A 17,234-nucleotide genomic window follows, 5' to 3' on the forward strand; every position below is an offset into this window, starting at 1 on the left:
CGGGAAAACGCTCTCTGGGGACGTCCGGGCCGCCTGCGCCCGCCACCCCTCCGGTCCCCGTAGAATCGTCAGCCGTGACACAGCCCAGCACTGAGCGCGGCCGGGAGGCCGCCGCGGACGTCGACCTGCCCACCCAGTACCGACCGGCCGATGTCGAGGGCCGGCTCTACGAGCGGTGGGTATCGGAGGGGCTGTTCACCGCCGACCCCGAGCGCGCCCCCGGCCGTCCCGCGTTCTCGATCGTGATCCCGCCGCCGAACGTCACCGGCTCGCTGCACATGGGGCACGCCCTCGACCACTCCATCCAGGACACCCTCGTCCGGCGGCGCCGCATGCAGGGCCACGAGACCGCGTGGGTGCCCGGCATGGACCACGCGGGCATCGCGACCCAGAACGTGGTGGAGCGCGAGCTGGCGAAGGAGGGCCTGTCGCGGCACGACCTCGGGCGCGAGGCGTTCGTCGAGCGGGTGTGGCAGTGGAAGGCCGAGTCCGGCGGCCGGATCCTCGGCCAGATGCGCCGCCTCGGCGACTCCGTCGACTGGACGCGCGAGGCGTTCACGATGGACGACGACCGGGCCCGCGCCGTCCGGACGATCTTCAAGCGGCTGTTCGACGACGGGCTGATCTACCGCGCGGAGCGCATCATCAACTGGTGCCCGCGCTGCCTGACCGCGCTGTCCGACATCGAGGTCGAGCACGAGGAGGTCGACGGCGAGCTGGTCTCGATCCGGTACGGCTCCGGCGAGGACGAGATCGTCGTCGCGACCACCCGGGCGGAGACGATGCTCGGCGACACCGCCGTGGCCGTCCACCCGGACGACGAGCGCTACGCCCGCATGGTCGGGCGGGAGATCGAGCTTCCGCTGACCGGCCGCCGCATCCCGGTCGTCGCCGACGAGCACGTCGACCCGGCGTTCGGCACCGGCGCGGTGAAGGTGACCCCGGCGCACGACCCGAACGACTTCGAGATCGGGCGGCGGCACGACCTGCCGTCCCTGTCGGCCATGGACGAGCGCGGTGTCGTCACCGCGCCCGGCCCGTTCGAGGGGCTCGACCGGTTCGAGGCGCGCCCGGCGGTCGTCGCGGCGCTGCGCGAGCAGGGCCGGATCGTCGCGGAGGTCCGTCCCTACAAGCACTCGGTCGGGCACTGCCAGCGCTGCTCCACGGTCGTCGAGCCGCGCGTGTCGCTCCAGTGGTTCGTGAAGGTCGAGACGCTCGCGCGGGCGGCGGGCGACGCCGTCCGCGACGGCCGCGTGGCGATCCACCCGCCGGAGATGGCGGCCCGCTATTTCGAGTGGGTCGACAACATGCACGACTGGTGCATCAGCCGGCAGCTGTGGTGGGGGCACCGCATCCCGGTCTGGTACGGGCCGGACGGCGAGGTCGTCTGCCCCGGGCCGGAGGAGGAGCCGCCCGCCGGCTGGACGCAGGACACCGACGTCCTCGACACCTGGTTCTCCTCCGCGCTGTGGCCGTTCTCCACGCTCGGCTGGCCGGACGAGACACCCGACCTCAAGCGGTTCTACCCGACGTCCGTGCTGGTCACGGGCTACGACATCCTGTTCTTCTGGGTTGCCCGGATGATGATGTTCGGGCTCTACGCGATGGACGGCGTCCAGCCGTTCGACGCCATCGCCCTGCACGGGATGGTCCGCGACCAGTTCGGCAAGAAGATGTCCAAGTCGTTCGGGAACGTCATCGACCCGCTCGACTGGATCGACCGCTACGGCGCCGACGCGACCCGCTTCACCCTGCTGCGCGGCGCGAACCCGGGCGGCGACGTCCCGGTCGCCGAGGACTGGGCCCAGGGGTCGCGCAACTTCTGCAACAAGCTGTGGAACGCGACCCGGTTCGCGCTCATCAACGGCGCGCACGTCCGCGGCGAGGTCCCGGCCGAGGTGTCCACCGTGGACGCGTGGATCCTGTCCCGCCTGCAGGCCGTCATCGCCGAGGTGGACGGGCACCTGGAGGCCTACGACTTCGCCAAGGCGTGCGAGGCGCTCTATCACTTCGCGTGGGACGAGGTCTGCGACTGGTACGTCGAGCTGGCGAAGGTGCAGCTCGCCGACGAGCGGGCCGGGACGACCCGGCGCGTCCTCGGCGAGGTGTTCGACAACCTGCTGCGCCTGCTCCACCCGGTCGTCCCGTTCGTCACCGAGGAGCTGTGGACGTCCCTCACCGGCGGTGCGACGGTCGTCACCGCGCCCTGGCCGGCCGCCGAGCGGGGCCGGGCGGACGGCGCCGCCGAGGAGCTGGTCGGCTCGCTGCAGCGGATGGTGACCGAGGTGCGGCGGTTCCGGGCCGACCAGGGGCTCAAGCCCGGCCAGCGGGTCGCCGCGCGCATCGAGTGGAACGGCTCGGCCCTGCAGGACCACGAGGACGGCATCCGGGCGCTGCTGCGGCTCACCGAGCCGGGCGAGGAGTTCTCATCGACGGCGTCCCTGCCGGTCGAGGACGTCAAGGTGCACCTCGACACCGCGGGCGCGATCGACGTCGCCGCCGAGCGCAAGCGGCTGGAGAAGGACCTCGCCGCCGCCCGCAAGGAGGTCGACCAGGCGCGCCGCAAGCTCGGGAACGAGGCGTTCATGGCGAAGGCCCCGGAGGCGGTCGTGGCGAAGAACCGGGAGCGGCTCGCCCAGGCGGAGGCGGACATCGGCCGCCTGGAGGCGCAGCTCGCCGGGCTCCCGGCGGACCGGTCCTGACAGCGGTGCCCCCGACCGGGCGATCTTTCGGCGCGGCGGGCGCCGCCGCGGTTACCATCCGGGTGGGCCTGCGGGCCTGTGGCGGTACGTGAACCATCGGGAGTGCAATGGCCGAGTCACCAGGTCGGTCCGGCGCGCCGGACTCCCCGTCCGGCGATGACCTCGACGGCGCGCAGGTCATCGAGGACGGGGACGCCCCGGAGGCCGGCGCCGAGCCCCTGCGCGGCCTGCGCCCGTGGTGGTCGGTGGACTACGGCGACGGGAAGGGCCCGCACGCGCCGGTCAACGGCACCGGGCCCCAGGTGCTGCCCGCGCCGCGGGACGGGTCGGGCCCGTTCCCGGTCCTCCGCGACGGCACGGGCCCGCAGGTGATGCCCGGCCCGGCGAACGGCTCGGGCGCGCATCCGGTCGTCCGCACCGGCCCGCAGGGCGTCCTTCCGGACGGGTCCGGCGCGCACCCGGTGCTCCCGGACGGGACCGGCCCGCTGCCTCCGGTGACGGGTGCGCCACCCGTCCGGCGCAGGCGCCCGCCGAAGATCCTGCTGCTCGCGGGCGGCGTCATGGTCGCCGTCGTGATGCTCGCCGCGGCCGCGCTCGCGGTCCGGACGGTCGGCGGCGCCGCCAAGGACGCCCGCACGACGGGCACGCCCGCGTCCAAGAAAGTGATCAACGCGGGCGCGGTGGCCGGCGGGCTGCGCCGGGACGGCCTGACCGCGCCGCAGGCGAGCGCCGCCTACCCGTTCGTGGCGGGCGCCGTCGACGCGGGCGGCGTTCCGGTCGCCAAGAACGGCCTCGCGGTCTACACCGAGGAGCCGGTGGGCCGGCTCAACGTGCTGTTCGCGGGCGGGACGGGCCAGGTCGGCAATCCGGCGGACTTCCTGCAGAAGGCGCAGCCGACGACGTTCATCTCGGGGCAGGACGCCGATCCGGGCTCGAAGGGCGGCAAGGCGGTCTGCGGCCAGTTCGCCGTCCTCGCCGAGACCCACACGTACTGCGCCTGGGCGACCAAGGACTCCTTCGGCATCGTCGCCTCCAACCTCCCCACGCTGAACCCGCAGTTCCCGCTGGTGGCGGACGTGATGCGCCGGATCAGGAAGGACGTCGAGAAGTCGAAGTGACGTAGAGGCGTTCGGTTCCGGCGTCCACCACGTCCAGGACGAACCCCGTGAAGTAGACCGTGCCGAGGACGAGCACGCGGTGCCCGAGCGTCGCGAGCGACTCCGGTGTGATGGCGTGCGCGTCGACGACGTCCCACGTGTCCGGCAGGGGACGGGTGAAGCGGAGGTGCGGCAGCGGCAGCCGCACGAACGTCACGGGCAGCGCGCCCAGCTCGGTGACGGCCCCGTCCAGGTCCTTGTGGTCGGGGAGGCAGACGACGGCGTGGTCGATCGCGCCCCAGGCCTTCCGCGCGGCGCCGAGCGCGGCGGCGATGCCGGTCCGGTCGACGGCGGAGTCGACGAGCAGCCGCGTCGCCGACCCGGGGACGTCGTGCTGGGACAGGCGTCCCGGCAGGATCACGGAGGACAGCACCTCCCGCAGGTCCGCGGCGGGCGGTTCGGTGGTGCCGGGGAGGCGGCGCGCGGCCACGACGCCGAGCTCCGCCGCGGCGCGTCCCAGACCGGGAGGCAGTACTTCGACGGGGACGCCGGCGGCGCCGGGCTCGGCGACCTCCGCCCCGCCGAGGACGCGGGCGACCTCGGCGGACTGCGGCGCCGACACGACGCGCGTCGAAGGACCGGCCACGCCGAGCTTCTCCGCGGCGATCTCCGGCACCGTGCCGCCGAGGACCCCGGCGTGCTCGTTGAAGATCGGCGTGACGGCGGCGACGTCCGGCGGGAACAGGGCGACCTCGTCGGAGCGCCCGCCCATCCCGGCCTCAAGGACGATCGCGTCCGCGCGGTTCCTCGCGGCGTGCAGGACACCGGCGATCGTGAACAGGCCCGACGGCGACAGGTAGCCCCCGGACGGCGGGGGGAGCTCGGCGACGGCCCGTTCAAGGGCGTCCCCGAGGACGGAGAGTTCCTCGGCGGTGACGGCCTTACCGTCGACCCTGATCCGCTCGCGGTCGCTGCGCAGAGCGGGGCTCGTGACGGTGCACACGCGAAGACCGGCGGCCCCGAGGAAGGCCGATGCGTACGTCGCCGCCGTTCCCTTTCCCTTGGAACCGACGACGGTCAGGACGGGAACGCCCGGTTCGAGGAGGCCGAGCACGCCGGCGAGCGCGCGGGCCCGCCCGAGGTCGCGGGCCTCGCCCGGAGCGCGCCGGTCCCACTCCCGGTAGAACACCTCCATGCCTCCAGTGTGGGGCCTCCAGTGTGGGGGTGGGCGGGGGCACGGGTCCCGCCGAGTAGGCTCTGTGACCGTGAGTCAGGTAACCGAGCCGTCCGACTACAGGGCCACCGTAGGCGCGATCATGGGACGCGGCGTCGAGTGGGAGATCGACCCGACCCTCGACCGGATCCGCGACCTGGTGGACGTCCTGGGGGAGCCGCACCGCGCGTACCCGGTGATCCACATCGCCGGGACGAACGGCAAGTCCAGCACGGCCCGGCTGATCGAGGCGCTGCTGCGCGAGCGCGGGCTGCGCACCGGGCTCTACACGAGCCCCGAGATGACGACGCTGCGGGAGCGCATCGCGATCGACGGCGAGCCCGTCTCCGAGGAGCGGTTCGTCGAGACGTTCAACGACGTCCTGCCCTACCTCCAGCTGATCGACGACAAGCACCCGGCGCGGCTGTCGTTCTTCGAGGTCCTCACGGCGATGGCGTTCGCGGCGTTCGCGGACGCGCCGGTCGACGTCGCGGTGGTCGAGGCCGGCATGGGCGGGGTGTGGGACGCCACGAACGTGGCGGACGGCGCGGTCGCGGTGATCACCCCGATCGGGCTGGACCACACCCGCTACCTGGGCGACACGCTGGAGGAGATCGCCGGGGAGAAGGCGGGCATCATCAAGCCGGGATCGGTCGCGGTGCTGGCGCAGCAGCCGGTCGAGGCGGCCGAGGTGCTGCTGCGGCGGGTCGTGGAGACCGGCGCCGCGGTGGCGCGCGAGGGCGTGGAGTACGGCGTCCTCGGCCGGGACGTCGCGGTCGGGGGCCAGCAGCTCAGCCTGCGGGGCCTGCACGGCGTCTACGACGAGATCTTCCTGCCGCTGTTCGGCGAGCACCAGGCGAGCAACGCGGCCACCGCGCTCGCCGCCGTGGAGGCGTTCGCGAGCGGCGCGCCGACGCGGGGGGAGCCCAACCTGGAGGCCGCGACCCGGATCGCGCCGGGGGAGACCTACATCGGCGGCGACGAGGGCCAGCTGGATCCGGCGCTCGTGCGCAGCGGCTTCGCCAAGTCGGCCTCGCCGGGACGGCTGGAGGTCGCGCGGACGGGCCCGACCGTCCTGCTGGACTCGGCGCACAACCCGGCCGGGATGGCGGCGACGGTCGCCACGGTCACCGAGTCGTTCGGCTTCACCCGGCTCGCCGGAGTGGTCGCCATCGGCGCCGACAAGGACGTCGCGGGCGTCCTCGACCAGCTCGAACCCGTCCTGGCGGAGCTGGTGGTCACCCGCAACTCCTCGCCGCGCTCGATGGCGCCCGAGGAGCTGGCCGAGCTCGCCGAGAGCATCTTCGGCCCCGAGCGCGTCCATGTCGCCGAGCGCCTGGACGACGCGATCGACCGGGCGATCGGGCTCGCCGAGGAGACCGGCGAGTACCGGGGCGCCGGCGTCCTGATCACCGGCTCGGTGGTCACGGCGGGCGACGCCCGGGTCCTGCTGCGCGTCGGGGAAGGCCGGTGACGGCGATGCGGACGGGGACGGCCCCGAACCCGGCGCGGCGGCTGCTCGCCACGGTGCTGGCCTGCGAGGCCATCGTGATCGCGCTGGCGATCCCGGTGGCGGTGACGGTGCTGGACGTGGACGGCGCGACCGCGGGCGGCGTGTGCGGCGGGCTGGCCGCCGTCTGCCTGGTGATGGCCGGGCTGCTGCGGTTCCCGTGGGCGGTTCCGGCGGGCACCGTCCTGCAGGTGCTCGTCATCGCGACCGGGTTCATGGTGCCGGCCATGTTCTTCCTCGGTGTCGTGTTCGGGGCGCTCTGGGCGACGGCCATTTGGCTGGGACGCAAGGTGGGGAGCGCGCAGCCGCGCTAAGTTCGCGGGGAGCAGCATTCCGTCCGCCCCGCGAATTCCATTTAACGCTTATTTTGGACATCTTTCTCTTTTGGGAAATGCGCGTGCGGTGGATGACGTCCCAAGGAGCAATCCGTGTCCTCTCGCTCACGCGCGCACGCGCCACGGTCCCCGGCCGCCGGCCCTCCCACCGGGGACGCCGCACAGGAAGCCGCCGAGGGGGCCGCGCGGCGCCGGTTCGCGGCGCTCGGCACGCTGCTGCTGACGCTCACCGCCGTGCCGGCCGCCGTCCTCGTGGTCCCCGACGCGTCGGTCAACGTCGTGCCCGCCGCCGCGCACGCGCTCGGCCTGGGCCGCGGCGACGTCCCCGCGCTGCTGCGCGCCACCGGCCTGTCGCTGCCCGCGCTGGTCGCCGCGGTCCCGCTCGGCGCCGTCGCCGCGCGCAGGCTCCCCGCGTGGGCCGTCCTCGTCGCGGGCCTGGTCGCCCTGCTGGCCGGGCTGTGGGCCGCCCGGTTCGCCCACTCGGTGGCCCTCGCCGGGACGGTCCGCGCCGTCCAGGGCGCGGGTGCCGGGATCGTCCTGCCCGCCTCGCTCGTCCTCGTGTGGGAGCGGCGCAGCCGGACCCTGGCCGCGGTCTGGGCGGGCGCCCTCGCGGGCGCGCTCGTCCTCGCGATGCCGCTGGCGCTGGGCGCCGTCCCGCCGGAGGGCGGCATCGCCCGCGACTGGAGCGCCGCGCTCGCCCCCTCACCGCCGCTCGCGGTGGCCGCCGCCGGAGCCGCCATCGCCTACCCGCTCCTGCGCGGGCGCGGCCCGTGGAGGCTGCCGCCGTCGAAGCGTCCCGAGCGCGGCCGGCTCCTCCTCGCGGCCGTCCCGGTGACCGGTTCGGCCTACCTCGGCGTCGTCGCCGCGCACGGCTGGTCGCCCGGCGCGCGGCTTCTCGTCGCCGGTCTCGCGCTGCCGGCCCTGGTCGGCCTCGCCCTCGCCGGCGGGCGGGAGGCCGAGGCGGCCGACCCGTCGGGCTGCGCGATCGTCATGATCGCCGCCGGCCTGCTCTGCCAGCCCGTCGCGGGCCCGCTGGCCGGGCTCGCCGGGGCCGGTCTCCCTCTCGACGGCGCCGCGGGCCGGCCGCCCCTGCCGTTCGCCGCGGGGGCCTGCGCCGCGCTCGCCGGGGCGCTCGCCGCCGCCCGCGCGGGCCGCGCCGCCGTCCCCGCCGGATGCCTCCTGATGGCGGCCGCCCCGCTGACCGGCCTCGCCGCCGGGACCCGGGACGGCAGGACGCTGCTCGCCGCCCTCGTCCTCCTCGGCGCCGGGGCCGGCCTGGCCCTGGCCGCCTCGCTGCGGGACGCGGGCGCCGGCGGCGCGCTGTTCGGCCTGTCGCTGTGCTTTCCCGCCGTGCTGGCCGGGCAGCTCGCCGTCCTGTCGCTGCAGGCCGGACGGCTCCAGCGGCTGCGGCCGACGACGGAGGCCCAGCGGCTGGACGCGCTGCTGGAGGGCTACCGCGTCTGGCTGGTCGCCGCCGGGGTCGCCGCCGCGCTGCTCGCCGGCGTCACCGCCCGCCTCCGCGTCCGGCGCGCGGAAAACGCCCGCCCGGCCGCCGTGCAACTCTCCGGGAATGCCGCTCCCGGCCCGCGGGCCGGGTAGTATTCGCGCGCTCATCCAATCCGAAATTCGTCGAGGAGAAACACCCGTGTCCGAGCGCACTCTTGTCCTGGTCAAGCCCGACGGCGTCCGCCGCGGTGTCATCGGGGAGGTCATCTCCCGGATCGAGCGCAAGGGCCTGACGCTCGTCGCGCTGGAACTGCGCACGCTCGCCCGCGAGACCGCCGAGGCCCACTACGAGGAGCACTCCAGCAAGCCCTTCTTCGGCGAGCTGGTCGACTTCATCACCGGCGGCCCGCTCGTCGCCATGGTCGTCGAGGGCCCGCGCGCCATCGAGGCGTTCCGCGCCCTGGCCGGCGCGACCGACCCGGTCAGCGCCACGCCCGGCACCATCCGCGGCGACTTCGCCCTGGAGATCGGCGAGAACATCGTGCACGGCTCCGACTCCACCTACTCCGCGGAGCGCGAGATCAAGCTCTTCTTCCCCGAGCTGGGCTGACCTCCGAAGGCCCGCCCCCGGAGCCCCGTCGTGACGGGCAGGCGCGTCGCGCTCGCTGCGCTCGCGCCGCGCGCCTGCCCGTGAATGGCGGCACCGGGGTGCGCCCGAAGGGGTGGTGCCGGACTCGCCGGAGTGGGGGCCGGAGGTCAGGCCCGCGTGGTTTCTTTTATGGAAAACCGGGCTGGTCAGGGAGCGTTTTTTTCGCGACGCGCGGCGCGGGGGTGACTGCCCGCGGGCGGGGGTGCACGTTACGATGGACACGCCGCTATACACGCCCGTCAATCATGAAGGGCTCCCTTTCTTCATGGGTAACAAGCTGTCGTTTCTTGGCCGTGACATGGCGGTCGATCTAGGCACCGCCAACACCTTGGTGTACGTACGCGGGCGTGGCATCGTCCTCAACGAACCCTCCGTCGTGGCGATCAATAGGAACACCGGAAGGATCGTCGCGGTCGGCATCGAGGCGAAGCGGATGATCGGCCGAACGCCCGGCAACATCGTCGCGGTCCGCCCGCTGAAGGACGGCGTCATCGCCGACTTCGACGTCACCGAGCGGATGCTGCGCTACTTCATCCAGAAGGTGCACAAGCGCCGGCACTTCGCCAAGCCGCGGATCGTGGTGGCGGTGCCGAGCGGGATCACCGGGGTGGAGCAGCGCGCGGTGAAGGAGGCCGGCTACCAGGCCGGCGCCCGCCGGGTCTACATCATCGAGGAGCCCATGGCCGCCGCGATCGGCGCCGGCCTGCCCGTCTACGAGCCGACCGGCAACATGGTGGTCGACATCGGCGGCGGCACCACCGAGGTCGCGATCATCTCGCTCGGCGGCATCGTCACCAGCCAGTCGGTCCGCGTCGGCGGCGACGAGCTCGACCAGGCCGTCATCTCGTTCTCCAAGAAGGAGTACTCCCTGATGCTCGGGGAACGTACCGCCGAGGAGATCAAGATGGCGATCGGATCGGCCTATCCCGGCGGCGACGAGGAGCCGCACGCCGAGATCCGGGGCCGCGACCTCGTGAGCGGGCTGCCGAAGACCGTGGTGATCTCCGCCGAGGAGGTCCGGCGGGCCATCGAGGAGCCGGTCAACGCCGTGGTGGACGCGGTGAAGACCACTCTCGACAAGTGCCCGCCCGAGCTCTCCGGCGACATCATGGATCGCGGGATAGCCCTGACCGGCGGCGGCGCGCTGCTGAAGAACCTCGACGAGCGGCTCCGCGAGGAGACCGGGATGCCCATCCACCTGGTGGACAACCCGCTCGACTCGGTGGTGCTCGGCACCGGCAAGTGCGTCGAGGACTTCGAATCGCTCCGGCAGGTGCTCGTGCCGGAGCGGCGGCACTAACCCCGGCTGACCAGAGAAACCGGAGGTCGGTGGGTGAAGGACACCCGGCGCACCCGTGTGATCCTCGGCGCGCTGCTGGTCGTGGCGCTCACGATGATCACCGTTGACTACCGCGGCGGGGCGGACTCCCCGCTGCGCGGCCTGCGCGGCCTCGGCGCGACGGTGTTCGGGCCGGTGGAGCGGGCGTCGGCGTCCGTCGTCCGGCCGGTGAGCGACACCTTCGACGCGATCACCGACGCGCCCGGCGAGCGGCGCCGCGCCGACCGGCTGGAACGACAGAACCAGAAGCTGCGCGAGCAGCTGCGCTCCACCCGGCTCGACCAGGACCGCTCCGCGCAGCTCCAGCGGCTGCTCGGCACCGCCGGGATGGGCGGTTACAAGATCCGCGCCGCGCAGGTCATCTCCGCCGGGCAGGGCTTCGAGGACACCGTCACCATCGACGTCGGCAGCCGCAACGGCATCAAGCCCGACATGACCGTGATGAGCGCCGACGGGCTCGTCGGCCGCGTCACCCGGGTCGGGCCCGCGACGTCCACCGTGCTGCTGGCCACCGACCAGACGTCCTCGATCGGCTCCCGCCTGGAGGACTCCAAGGAGATCGGGATCACCCAGGGCCGCGGCCGCCGCGGCCTCGGCAGGGGCGGCGTGACGCCGCTGCGGTTCCAGCTCCTGGACGCCGCCGCGCCGATCCGCGTCGGCCAGCGGATCGTCACGCTCGGGTCGCAGGGCCAGCGGCCGTACGTCCCGGGCGTGCCGATCGGCGTGGTCGAGCGGATCGAGAAGGCCACCGGCGGGCTGACCCGCACCGCCTACGTGCGGCCGTTCGTCCGGTTCACCAGCCTGGACGTCGTCGCCGTCGTGGTCGCGCCGCCGAAGACCGATCCGCGGGACGCGGTGCTGCCGCCCAAGCCCCCGCCGCCTCCGACGCCCTCGGCGAGCGCGAGCGCGAGCCCGAGCCCGTCGGCGAGCGGCGGCCCGAGGGCGCGGCCGAGCGGCACGAGGAGCCCGTCCACGAATCCGAGCCCGGGGGACTGACGTGCTGAATCCACCCGAGCCATCGCCGGCCGGCCGCACGGCCGTGACCGCGATGGTGATCGCCGTGACGCTGATCCTGCAGGTGTCGGTGGCCAACCGGCTGCCGCTGCCCGGCGGCGTCCAGCCCGACCTCGTGCTGCTCGCCGTCGTGGCGCTGGCGCTGGTCGCGGGGTCGATGACGGGCATGGTCACCGGGTTCCTCGCGGGCCTCGCGGCCGACATCATCCCGCCCGCCGACCACACCCTCGGCCGCTACGCGCTCGTCTACTGCCTCATCGGGTACCTGTGCGGCGCCGCGTCCGCCGAGATGGACCGCCAGTCCGTGGTGCCGTTCTTCGCCGTCGCCGCCGGGGCGCTCGCCGGGACCGTCCTGTACGCCGGGACGGGGATGATCCTCGGCGACCCGCGCGCCGAGTGGGCCACGGTGTCCAGCATGGTGCCGCTCCAGGTGCTCTACGACGTCATCGCCAGCCCGTTCGTCGTGTGGGCGGTGCTGCGCGTCACCCGCCGGTACGAGCGGGGCGAACGGTCCCGGGGAGACCGCCTCTCGGTGCCCGTCGCCCGCTACCGCGCGATGTCGGAGCGGGGCGGGAACCTGTGAACCCGCGCACCCACTTCCGGCTCGTCGTCCTGTACGTGCTCGTCGGGGCGCTGCTGCTCGTCCTCGTCGGGCGGATGTGGGCGCTGCAGGTCCTGGAGGGCGAGAAGTACCGGGGGATCGCCGCCCAGAACCGCATGCGCGACATCGTCGTCCCCGCCACCCGCGGCATGATCCTCGACGACCGGGGCAAGCCGCTCGTCCGCAACCGCAGCGCGCTCGTCGTGTCGGTCGACCGCACGACGCTGTCGCGGCGCAAGGACGGCGGCGAGCCCGTGCTGAAGCGGCTCGCTGGCGTCCTCGGGACGAGCTACGACGAGATCTCCAAGCGGATCAGGCTGTGCGGGCCGGGGATCAAGCGGCCCTGCTGGCCCGGGTCGCCGTACCAGCCGATCCCGATCGAGGACCACGTCGACCCCAAGCGCGCCCTCCAGATCATGGAGCGGCAGGAGGACTTCCCCGGCGTCACCGCACAGGTCCAGGCCGTCCGGGAGTACCCGGAGCCGGACGGCGCGAGCGCCGCGCAGGCCCTCGGCTACCTCCAGCCCGTCACGCAGGAGGAGCTCGACAAGCGCAAGGGCCTCAAGGTCACCGGCTACAGCGGCGTCGACCTGGTGGGGCGGGCCGGCCTGGAGGCGCAGTACGACGCGGCGCTGAGCGGCGAGCCGGGCTTCCGCCGGGTCCTCGTCGACAGCCAGGGACGCGTCACCGGCACCGCCGAGGAGCAGGCGCCGGCGGCCGGCCACAACCTCGTCACCAGCATCGACGCCGGGGTGCAGGGCGCGGCCGAGAAGGCCCTCAAGCACGCGATCGACGGCGCGCGCAGGGCGGGCCGCCCCGCCGACGCCGGCGCCGCGGTCGTGATGGACGTGCAGACCGGCCGGATGATCGCGATGGCGAGCTTCCCGACCTACGACCCGAGCATCTGGACCGGCGGCATCTCCCAGGAGGAGTACGACGCGCTGCTCGGCAAGAAGAAGGGCGAGCCGCTCATCTCCCGCGTCACCCAAGGGCAGTTCGCCCCCGGCTCCACCTTCAAGATCTCCTCGGTGTCCGCCGCGGTGAAGGACGGCAACAGCCTGAGCGGCATCTACCCGTGCCCCGGCTCCTACAACGTCGGCAACCGCGCGTTCCGCAACTTCGAGGGCCAGTCGCTCGGCCCGATGTCGCTGCACACGGCGCTCGTCAAGTCCTGCGACACGATCTTCTACCGCTTCGCCTACCAGGAGTGGCAGCGCGACGGCGGGATGAAGCCGAAGAAGAACCCGTCCGACCCGATGGTGAAGATGGCCCGCGAGTACGGGTTCGGGTCGCGCACCGGCATCGACCTCCCGAGCGAGAGCGAGGGCCGCATCCCGGACCGGAAGTGGAAGAAGGGCTTCTGGGAGACCACCAAGGCCGCCAACTGCAAGGGCGCCAAGGAGGGCTACCCGAACGTCGCCAAGACCGACCCGGCCCGCGCCGCCTACCTGAAGGCGGTCGCGACCGAGAACTGCACCGAGGGGTACGTGTGGCGGCCCGGTGACGCGGCGAACTTCTCGGTCGGGCAGGGCGACGTCCTGGTCACGCCGCTGCAGCTCGTCCGCGCCTACGCGGCGCTGGCGAACGGCGGCAAGCTGCTCACCCCGCGGCTCGGCGTCGCCGTCGTGCGCGCGGACGGGACGGTCGTGCGCCGGATCGAGTCCCCGCCGCCGGAGAAGCTGCCCGTCGAGGCGCGGACGCTGAAGTACATCCGCAAGGCCCTCGCCGACGTGCCGAAGAGCGGTACCGCGTCCGGCGCGTTCTCCGGGTTCGACTTCAAGCGCGTCGACGTGGGCGGCAAGACCGGCACCGCGGAGGTGTACGGCAAGCAGGACACCTCCTGGTTCGCCTCCTTCGGCCCGGTGAAGAAGCCGCGGTTCGCGGTGGTCGCGATGGTCTCCCAGGGCGGGCAGGGCGCGCAGACGGCGGGCCCGGCCGTGCGGGAGATCTGGGAGGCCATGTACGGGACGAAGGACAGGAAGCCGCTGCTCGACGACGGCAAGCTCCCGTCCGAACTGCCGAAGATGCCCGGCGAGGGGGCCGCCCCGTGATCACCCCCTCGAAGGCGGGGACCGTCGAGGGGTACGGCGGCCGCCGGACGTGGCGGAGCCGGCTGGCCGGGCTGCGGCGGCTCGACATGCCGCTGCTGCTGTCGGTGGTGGCGCTGTCGGTGGTGGGCGCGCTGCTGGTGCGGTCGGCCACCTTCCAGCTGCTGACCGAGCAGGGCAAGGACCCGGAGGGGTTCCTCAAGCGGCACATCCTCAACCTGGTCATCGGGTTCGTGCTCGGCGGCGTGGTCACCCTGCTGGACTACCGGCTCCTGCGCGCCTACGTCCCGATCCTCTACGGGGTCGCGTGCGTCGGGCTGGTCGCCGTCCTCACCCCGCTCGGCGACACGATCAACGGCTCGCACTCGTGGATCGTGCTCGGCGGCGGGTTCCAGGTGCAGCCGTCGGAGTTCGCGAAGGTCGGGCTCGTGGTGCTGCTGGCGATGATCCTCGGCGAGCCGCGGGACGGGGAGATCGGCCCCGGCCGCCGCGACGTGCTGCTCGCGCTCGTCCTCGCCGGCGTGCCGGCCGTGCTGATCATGCTGCAGCCGGACCTCGGCACCACGCTGGTGTTCATCGCCGTGGTGCTCGGCATGCTGGCCATCTCCGGCGTGCAGAAGCGCTGGCTGTTCGGGCTCGTCGGGGGCGGCGCCGCCGCGGCGGCGGCGGTGTGGTTCTTCGGGCTGCTGGAGGACTACCAGATCGCCCGCTTCACCGCGTTCATGAACCCCGAGGCCGACCCGCGCGGCGCCGGCTACAACGCCCAGCAGGCGCGGATCGCGATCGGGTCGGGCGGCGCGTTCGGCAAGGGCCTGTTCAACGGCGAGCAGACCGGCGGCCACTTCGTCCCCGAGCAGCAGACCGACTTCATCTTCACGGTGGCGGGAGAGGAGCTCGGGTTCGTCGGCGCCGCCGTGATCGTCGCGCTGCTCGGCGTGGTGATGTGGCGGGGCCTGCGGATCGCCACCCAGGCCGCCGACCTGTTCGGCACGCTCGTCGCGACCGGCGTGGTGTGCTGGCTGGGGTTCCAGACGTTCGAGAACGTCGGCATGACGATCGGGATCATGCCGATCACCGGGTTGCCGCTGCCGTTCGTGTCCTACGGCGGTTCCGCCACCTTCGCCAACATGATCGCCTTCGGCCTCCTGCAGGCGGTCCACGTGCGGCGTCGTCCGTTCGATTAGCCGGTCGCCACGGCGTAGGCTGGACGTTCATCCCAATGTCCCCTGCTCGGAGGAATCCGTCATGCCGGTCGAGTCGCTCTTCCCGCGCCTGGAGCCGCTGCTCCCGAGCGTGCAGAAGCCGATTCAGTACGTGGGCGGCGAGCTGAACTCCCAGCTCAAGGACTGGGACGAGACCGAGGTCCGGTGGGCCCTGATGTACCCGGACGCCTACGAGGTGGGGCTGCCGAACCAGGGCGTCCAGATCCTTTACGAGATCCTGAACGAGCGGGACGGCGTCCTGGCGGAGCGGACCTACTCGGTCTGGCCCGACATGGAGGCCGTGATGCGCGAGCACGGCATCCCGCAGTTCACCGTCGACGCGCACCGCCCGGTCGCCGCGTTCGACGTGTTCGGCGTGTCGTTCTCCACCGAGCTCGGCTACACCAACCTGCTGACGGCGCTCGACCTCGCCGGCATCCCGCTGGAGGCCGCCGACCGCACCGGCGACCACCCGATCGTGATCGCGGGCGGGCACGCCGCGTTCAACCCCGAGCCGATCGCCGACTTCATCGACGCGGCCGTCCTCGGCGACGGCGAGGAGATCGCGCTCGCCATCACCGAGGTGATCCGCGAGTGGAAGGCCGAGGGCGAGCCCGAGGGGCGGGATGGGCTGCTCCTGCGCCTCGCCGCGTCCGGCGGCGTGTACGTCCCGCGCTTCTACGACGTCACCTACCTGCCGGACGGCCGGATCCAGCGGGTCGCGCCGAACCGCCCGGGGGTGCCGTGGCGGATCGAGAAGCACACGGTGATGGACCTCGACCAGTGGCCGTACCCGAAGAAGCCGCTCGTCCCGCTCGCCGAGACCGTGCACGAGCGGTTCAGCGTGGAGATCTTCCGCGGCTGCACGCGCGGCTGCCGGTTCTGCCAGGCCGGGATGATCACCCGTCCGGTGCGGGAGCGGTCGATCACCACGATCGGGGACATGGTCGAGCACGGCCTCAAGGAGTCCGGCTTCCAGGAGGTCGGGCTGCTCAGCCTGTCCAGCGCCGACCACAGCGAGATCGGCGACGTCGCGAAGGGCCTCGCCGACCGCTACGAGGGCACCAACACCTCGCTGTCGCTGCCGTCCACCCGCGTGGACGCCTTCAACATCACGCTCGCCAACGAGTTCTCCCGCGGCGGCCGGCGGTCCGGCCTGACGTTCGCGCCCGAGGGCGGCTCCGAGCGGATGCGCAAGGTGATCAACAAGATGGTCACCGAGGACGACCTGATCCGCACCGTGACCACCGCGTACGAGAACGGCTGGCGGCAGGTCAAGCTCTACTTCATGTGCGGCCTGCCCACCGAGGAGGACGAGGACGTCCTCGCGATCGCCGACATGGCCAAGCGCGTCATCCGGGCCGGCCGCGAGGCGACCGGCCGCAAGGACATCCGCTGCACGGTGTCCATCGGCGGGTTCGTGCCGAAGCCGCACACCCCGTTCCAGTGGGCCGCGCAGTGCGACCACGAGACCGTCGACCGGCGCCTGCGCGCCCTCAAGGACGCCCTGCGCGGCGACAAGGAGTACGGCCGCGCCATCGGCCTGCGCTACCACGACGGCCAGCCGTCCATCGTCGAGGGCCTGCTGTCGCGCGGCGACCGGCGCGTCGGCAAGGTCGTCCGGGCCGTCTGGGAGGACGGCGGCCGGTTCGACGGCTGGAGCGAGCACTTCTCCTACGAGCGCTGGACGGCGTGCGCCGAGAAGGCCTTCGCCGACGAGCCCGTCGACCTCGACTGGTACACCGTCCGGGAGCGCGACGAGGTCGAGGTGCTGCCCTGGGACCACCTCGACGCCGGCCTGGACCGCGAATGGCTCTGGCAGGACTGGCAGGACGCGGTCGACGAGACCGAGGTCGAGGACTGCCGCTGGACGCCCTGCTACGACTGCGGCGTCTGCCCCACGATGGGCACCGAGATCCAGATCGGGCCGACCGGCCGCAAGCTGCTCCCGCTGAGCGTGGTCTAACCGGATTCGGCCTCGTCAGCGCCCTGGCCTGCGGGGGTCCGGGGCCCTGCGGGGGCCGGGGCTGGCGGAACCGGGCCCGGCGACCCGTACTCTATAGGGAGACCTTTATTTC

General features: G+C 73.2%; 13 protein-coding genes. 12 read left to right on the top strand and 1 reads right to left on the bottom strand.

Features of this window, described 5'->3' with window-relative positions; all coding sequences use genetic code 11:
- Positions 1 to 74 precede the first annotated feature (74 nt).
- Entirely contained in the window at positions 75 to 2,702 is a 2,628-nt protein-coding gene (locus tag ABGB11_RS13345) for a valine--tRNA ligase (RefSeq protein ID WP_347632367.1), read from the top strand.
- Between the two features lie 107 nt (positions 2,703 to 2,809).
- Positions 2,810 to 3,820, top strand: coding sequence for a hypothetical protein (locus ABGB11_RS13350; protein ID WP_347632369.1), 1,011 nt, complete (start codon positions 2,810 to 2,812; stop codon positions 3,818 to 3,820).
- Here ABGB11_RS13350 and ABGB11_RS13355 read toward each other — a convergent pair.
- Complete coding sequence (locus ABGB11_RS13355) at positions 3,792 to 4,994, bottom strand: hypothetical protein (RefSeq protein WP_347632371.1); 1,203 nt, start codon at positions 4,992 to 4,994, stop codon at positions 3,792 to 3,794. The two genes, ABGB11_RS13350 and ABGB11_RS13355, sit on opposite strands and share 29 nt — an antisense overlap.
- A gap of 121 nt (positions 4,995 to 5,115) precedes the next feature.
- On the opposite strand from ABGB11_RS13355, the gene ABGB11_RS13360 reads away from it, so the two are divergent.
- The 10 genes from ABGB11_RS13360 to ABGB11_RS13405 all read left to right on the top strand — a co-directional run bounded on the left by ABGB11_RS13360 (position 5,116) and on the right by ABGB11_RS13405 (position 17,122).
- The gene (locus ABGB11_RS13360; RefSeq protein WP_347632440.1) at positions 5,116 to 6,486 is read left to right on the top strand and encodes a folylpolyglutamate synthase/dihydrofolate synthase family protein; all 1,371 of its coding nucleotides are present in this window, start codon (positions 5,116 to 5,118) and stop codon (positions 6,484 to 6,486) included.
- Positions 6,487 to 6,491: 5 nt separating this feature from the next.
- On the top strand, positions 6,492 to 6,836 hold the full coding sequence (locus ABGB11_RS13365; protein WP_347632442.1) for a DUF4233 domain-containing protein: 345 nt from the start codon (positions 6,492 to 6,494) through the stop codon (positions 6,834 to 6,836).
- A 114-nt stretch (positions 6,837 to 6,950) separates the two neighbouring features.
- Positions 6,951 to 8,456 (top strand): hypothetical protein, encoded by a 1,506-nt coding sequence (locus tag ABGB11_RS13370; protein WP_347632373.1) that lies wholly within the window; start codon positions 6,951 to 6,953, stop codon positions 8,454 to 8,456.
- A gap of 46 nt (positions 8,457 to 8,502) precedes the next feature.
- The gene (ndk, locus tag ABGB11_RS13375; RefSeq protein ID WP_347632375.1) at positions 8,503 to 8,913 is read left to right on the top strand and encodes a nucleoside-diphosphate kinase; all 411 of its coding nucleotides are present in this window, start codon (positions 8,503 to 8,505) and stop codon (positions 8,911 to 8,913) included.
- 316 nt (positions 8,914 to 9,229) lie between these two features.
- A complete protein-coding gene (locus ABGB11_RS13380; protein WP_347632444.1) occupies positions 9,230 to 10,252 on the top strand; it encodes a rod shape-determining protein in 1,023 nt (340 codons plus the stop codon).
- A 33-nt stretch (positions 10,253 to 10,285) separates the two neighbouring features.
- On the top strand, positions 10,286 to 11,287 hold the full coding sequence (mreC, locus tag ABGB11_RS13385; protein WP_347632377.1) for a rod shape-determining protein MreC: 1,002 nt from the start codon (positions 10,286 to 10,288) through the stop codon (positions 11,285 to 11,287).
- Position 11,288: 1 nt separating this feature from the next.
- Positions 11,289 to 11,888, top strand: a complete 600-nt coding sequence (mreD, locus tag ABGB11_RS13390; RefSeq protein WP_347632379.1) for a rod shape-determining protein MreD — start codon at positions 11,289 to 11,291, stop codon at positions 11,886 to 11,888.
- The gene (gene mrdA / locus ABGB11_RS13395) at positions 11,885 to 13,957 is read left to right on the top strand and encodes a penicillin-binding protein 2 (RefSeq protein WP_347632381.1); all 2,073 of its coding nucleotides are present in this window, start codon (positions 11,885 to 11,887) and stop codon (positions 13,955 to 13,957) included. The genes mreD and mrdA overlap by 4 nt, the downstream gene beginning before the upstream one ends.
- The gene (gene rodA, locus ABGB11_RS13400; RefSeq protein WP_347632383.1) at positions 13,954 to 15,138 is read left to right on the top strand and encodes a rod shape-determining protein RodA; all 1,185 of its coding nucleotides are present in this window, start codon (positions 13,954 to 13,956) and stop codon (positions 15,136 to 15,138) included. The genes mrdA and rodA overlap by 4 nt, the downstream gene beginning before the upstream one ends.
- A 61-nt stretch (positions 15,139 to 15,199) precedes the next feature.
- Positions 15,200 to 17,122, top strand: coding sequence for a TIGR03960 family B12-binding radical SAM protein (locus ABGB11_RS13405; protein ID WP_347632385.1), 1,923 nt, complete (start codon positions 15,200 to 15,202; stop codon positions 17,120 to 17,122).
- Positions 17,123 to 17,234 lie beyond the last annotated feature (112 nt).

This window comes from Actinomadura sp. B10D3 (assembly GCF_039871695.1).
In the GTDB taxonomy this organism is placed as follows: Bacteria; Actinomycetota; Actinomycetes; order Streptosporangiales; family Streptosporangiaceae; genus Spirillospora; species Spirillospora madurae.

What these genes read in the sequence shown, in the direction of transcription:
- ABGB11_RS13350 (WP_347632369.1), top strand. Translation starts at nt 2,810, where the DNA reads ATGGCCGAGTCACCAGGTCGGTCCGGCGCGCCGGACTCCCCGTCCGGC.
- ABGB11_RS13365 (WP_347632442.1), top strand. Translation starts at nt 6,492, where the DNA reads ATGCGGACGGGGACGGCCCCGAACCCGGCGCGGCGGCTGCTCGCCACG.
- ABGB11_RS13355 (WP_347632371.1), bottom strand. Translation starts at nt 4,994, where the DNA reads ATGGAGGTGTTCTACCGGGAGTGGGACCGGCGCGCTCCGGGCGAGGCC.
- ABGB11_RS13360 (WP_347632440.1), top strand. Translation starts at nt 5,116, where the DNA reads ATGGGACGCGGCGTCGAGTGGGAGATCGACCCGACCCTCGACCGGATC.
- ABGB11_RS13405 (WP_347632385.1), top strand. Translation starts at nt 15,200, where the DNA reads ATGCCGGTCGAGTCGCTCTTCCCGCGCCTGGAGCCGCTGCTCCCGAGC.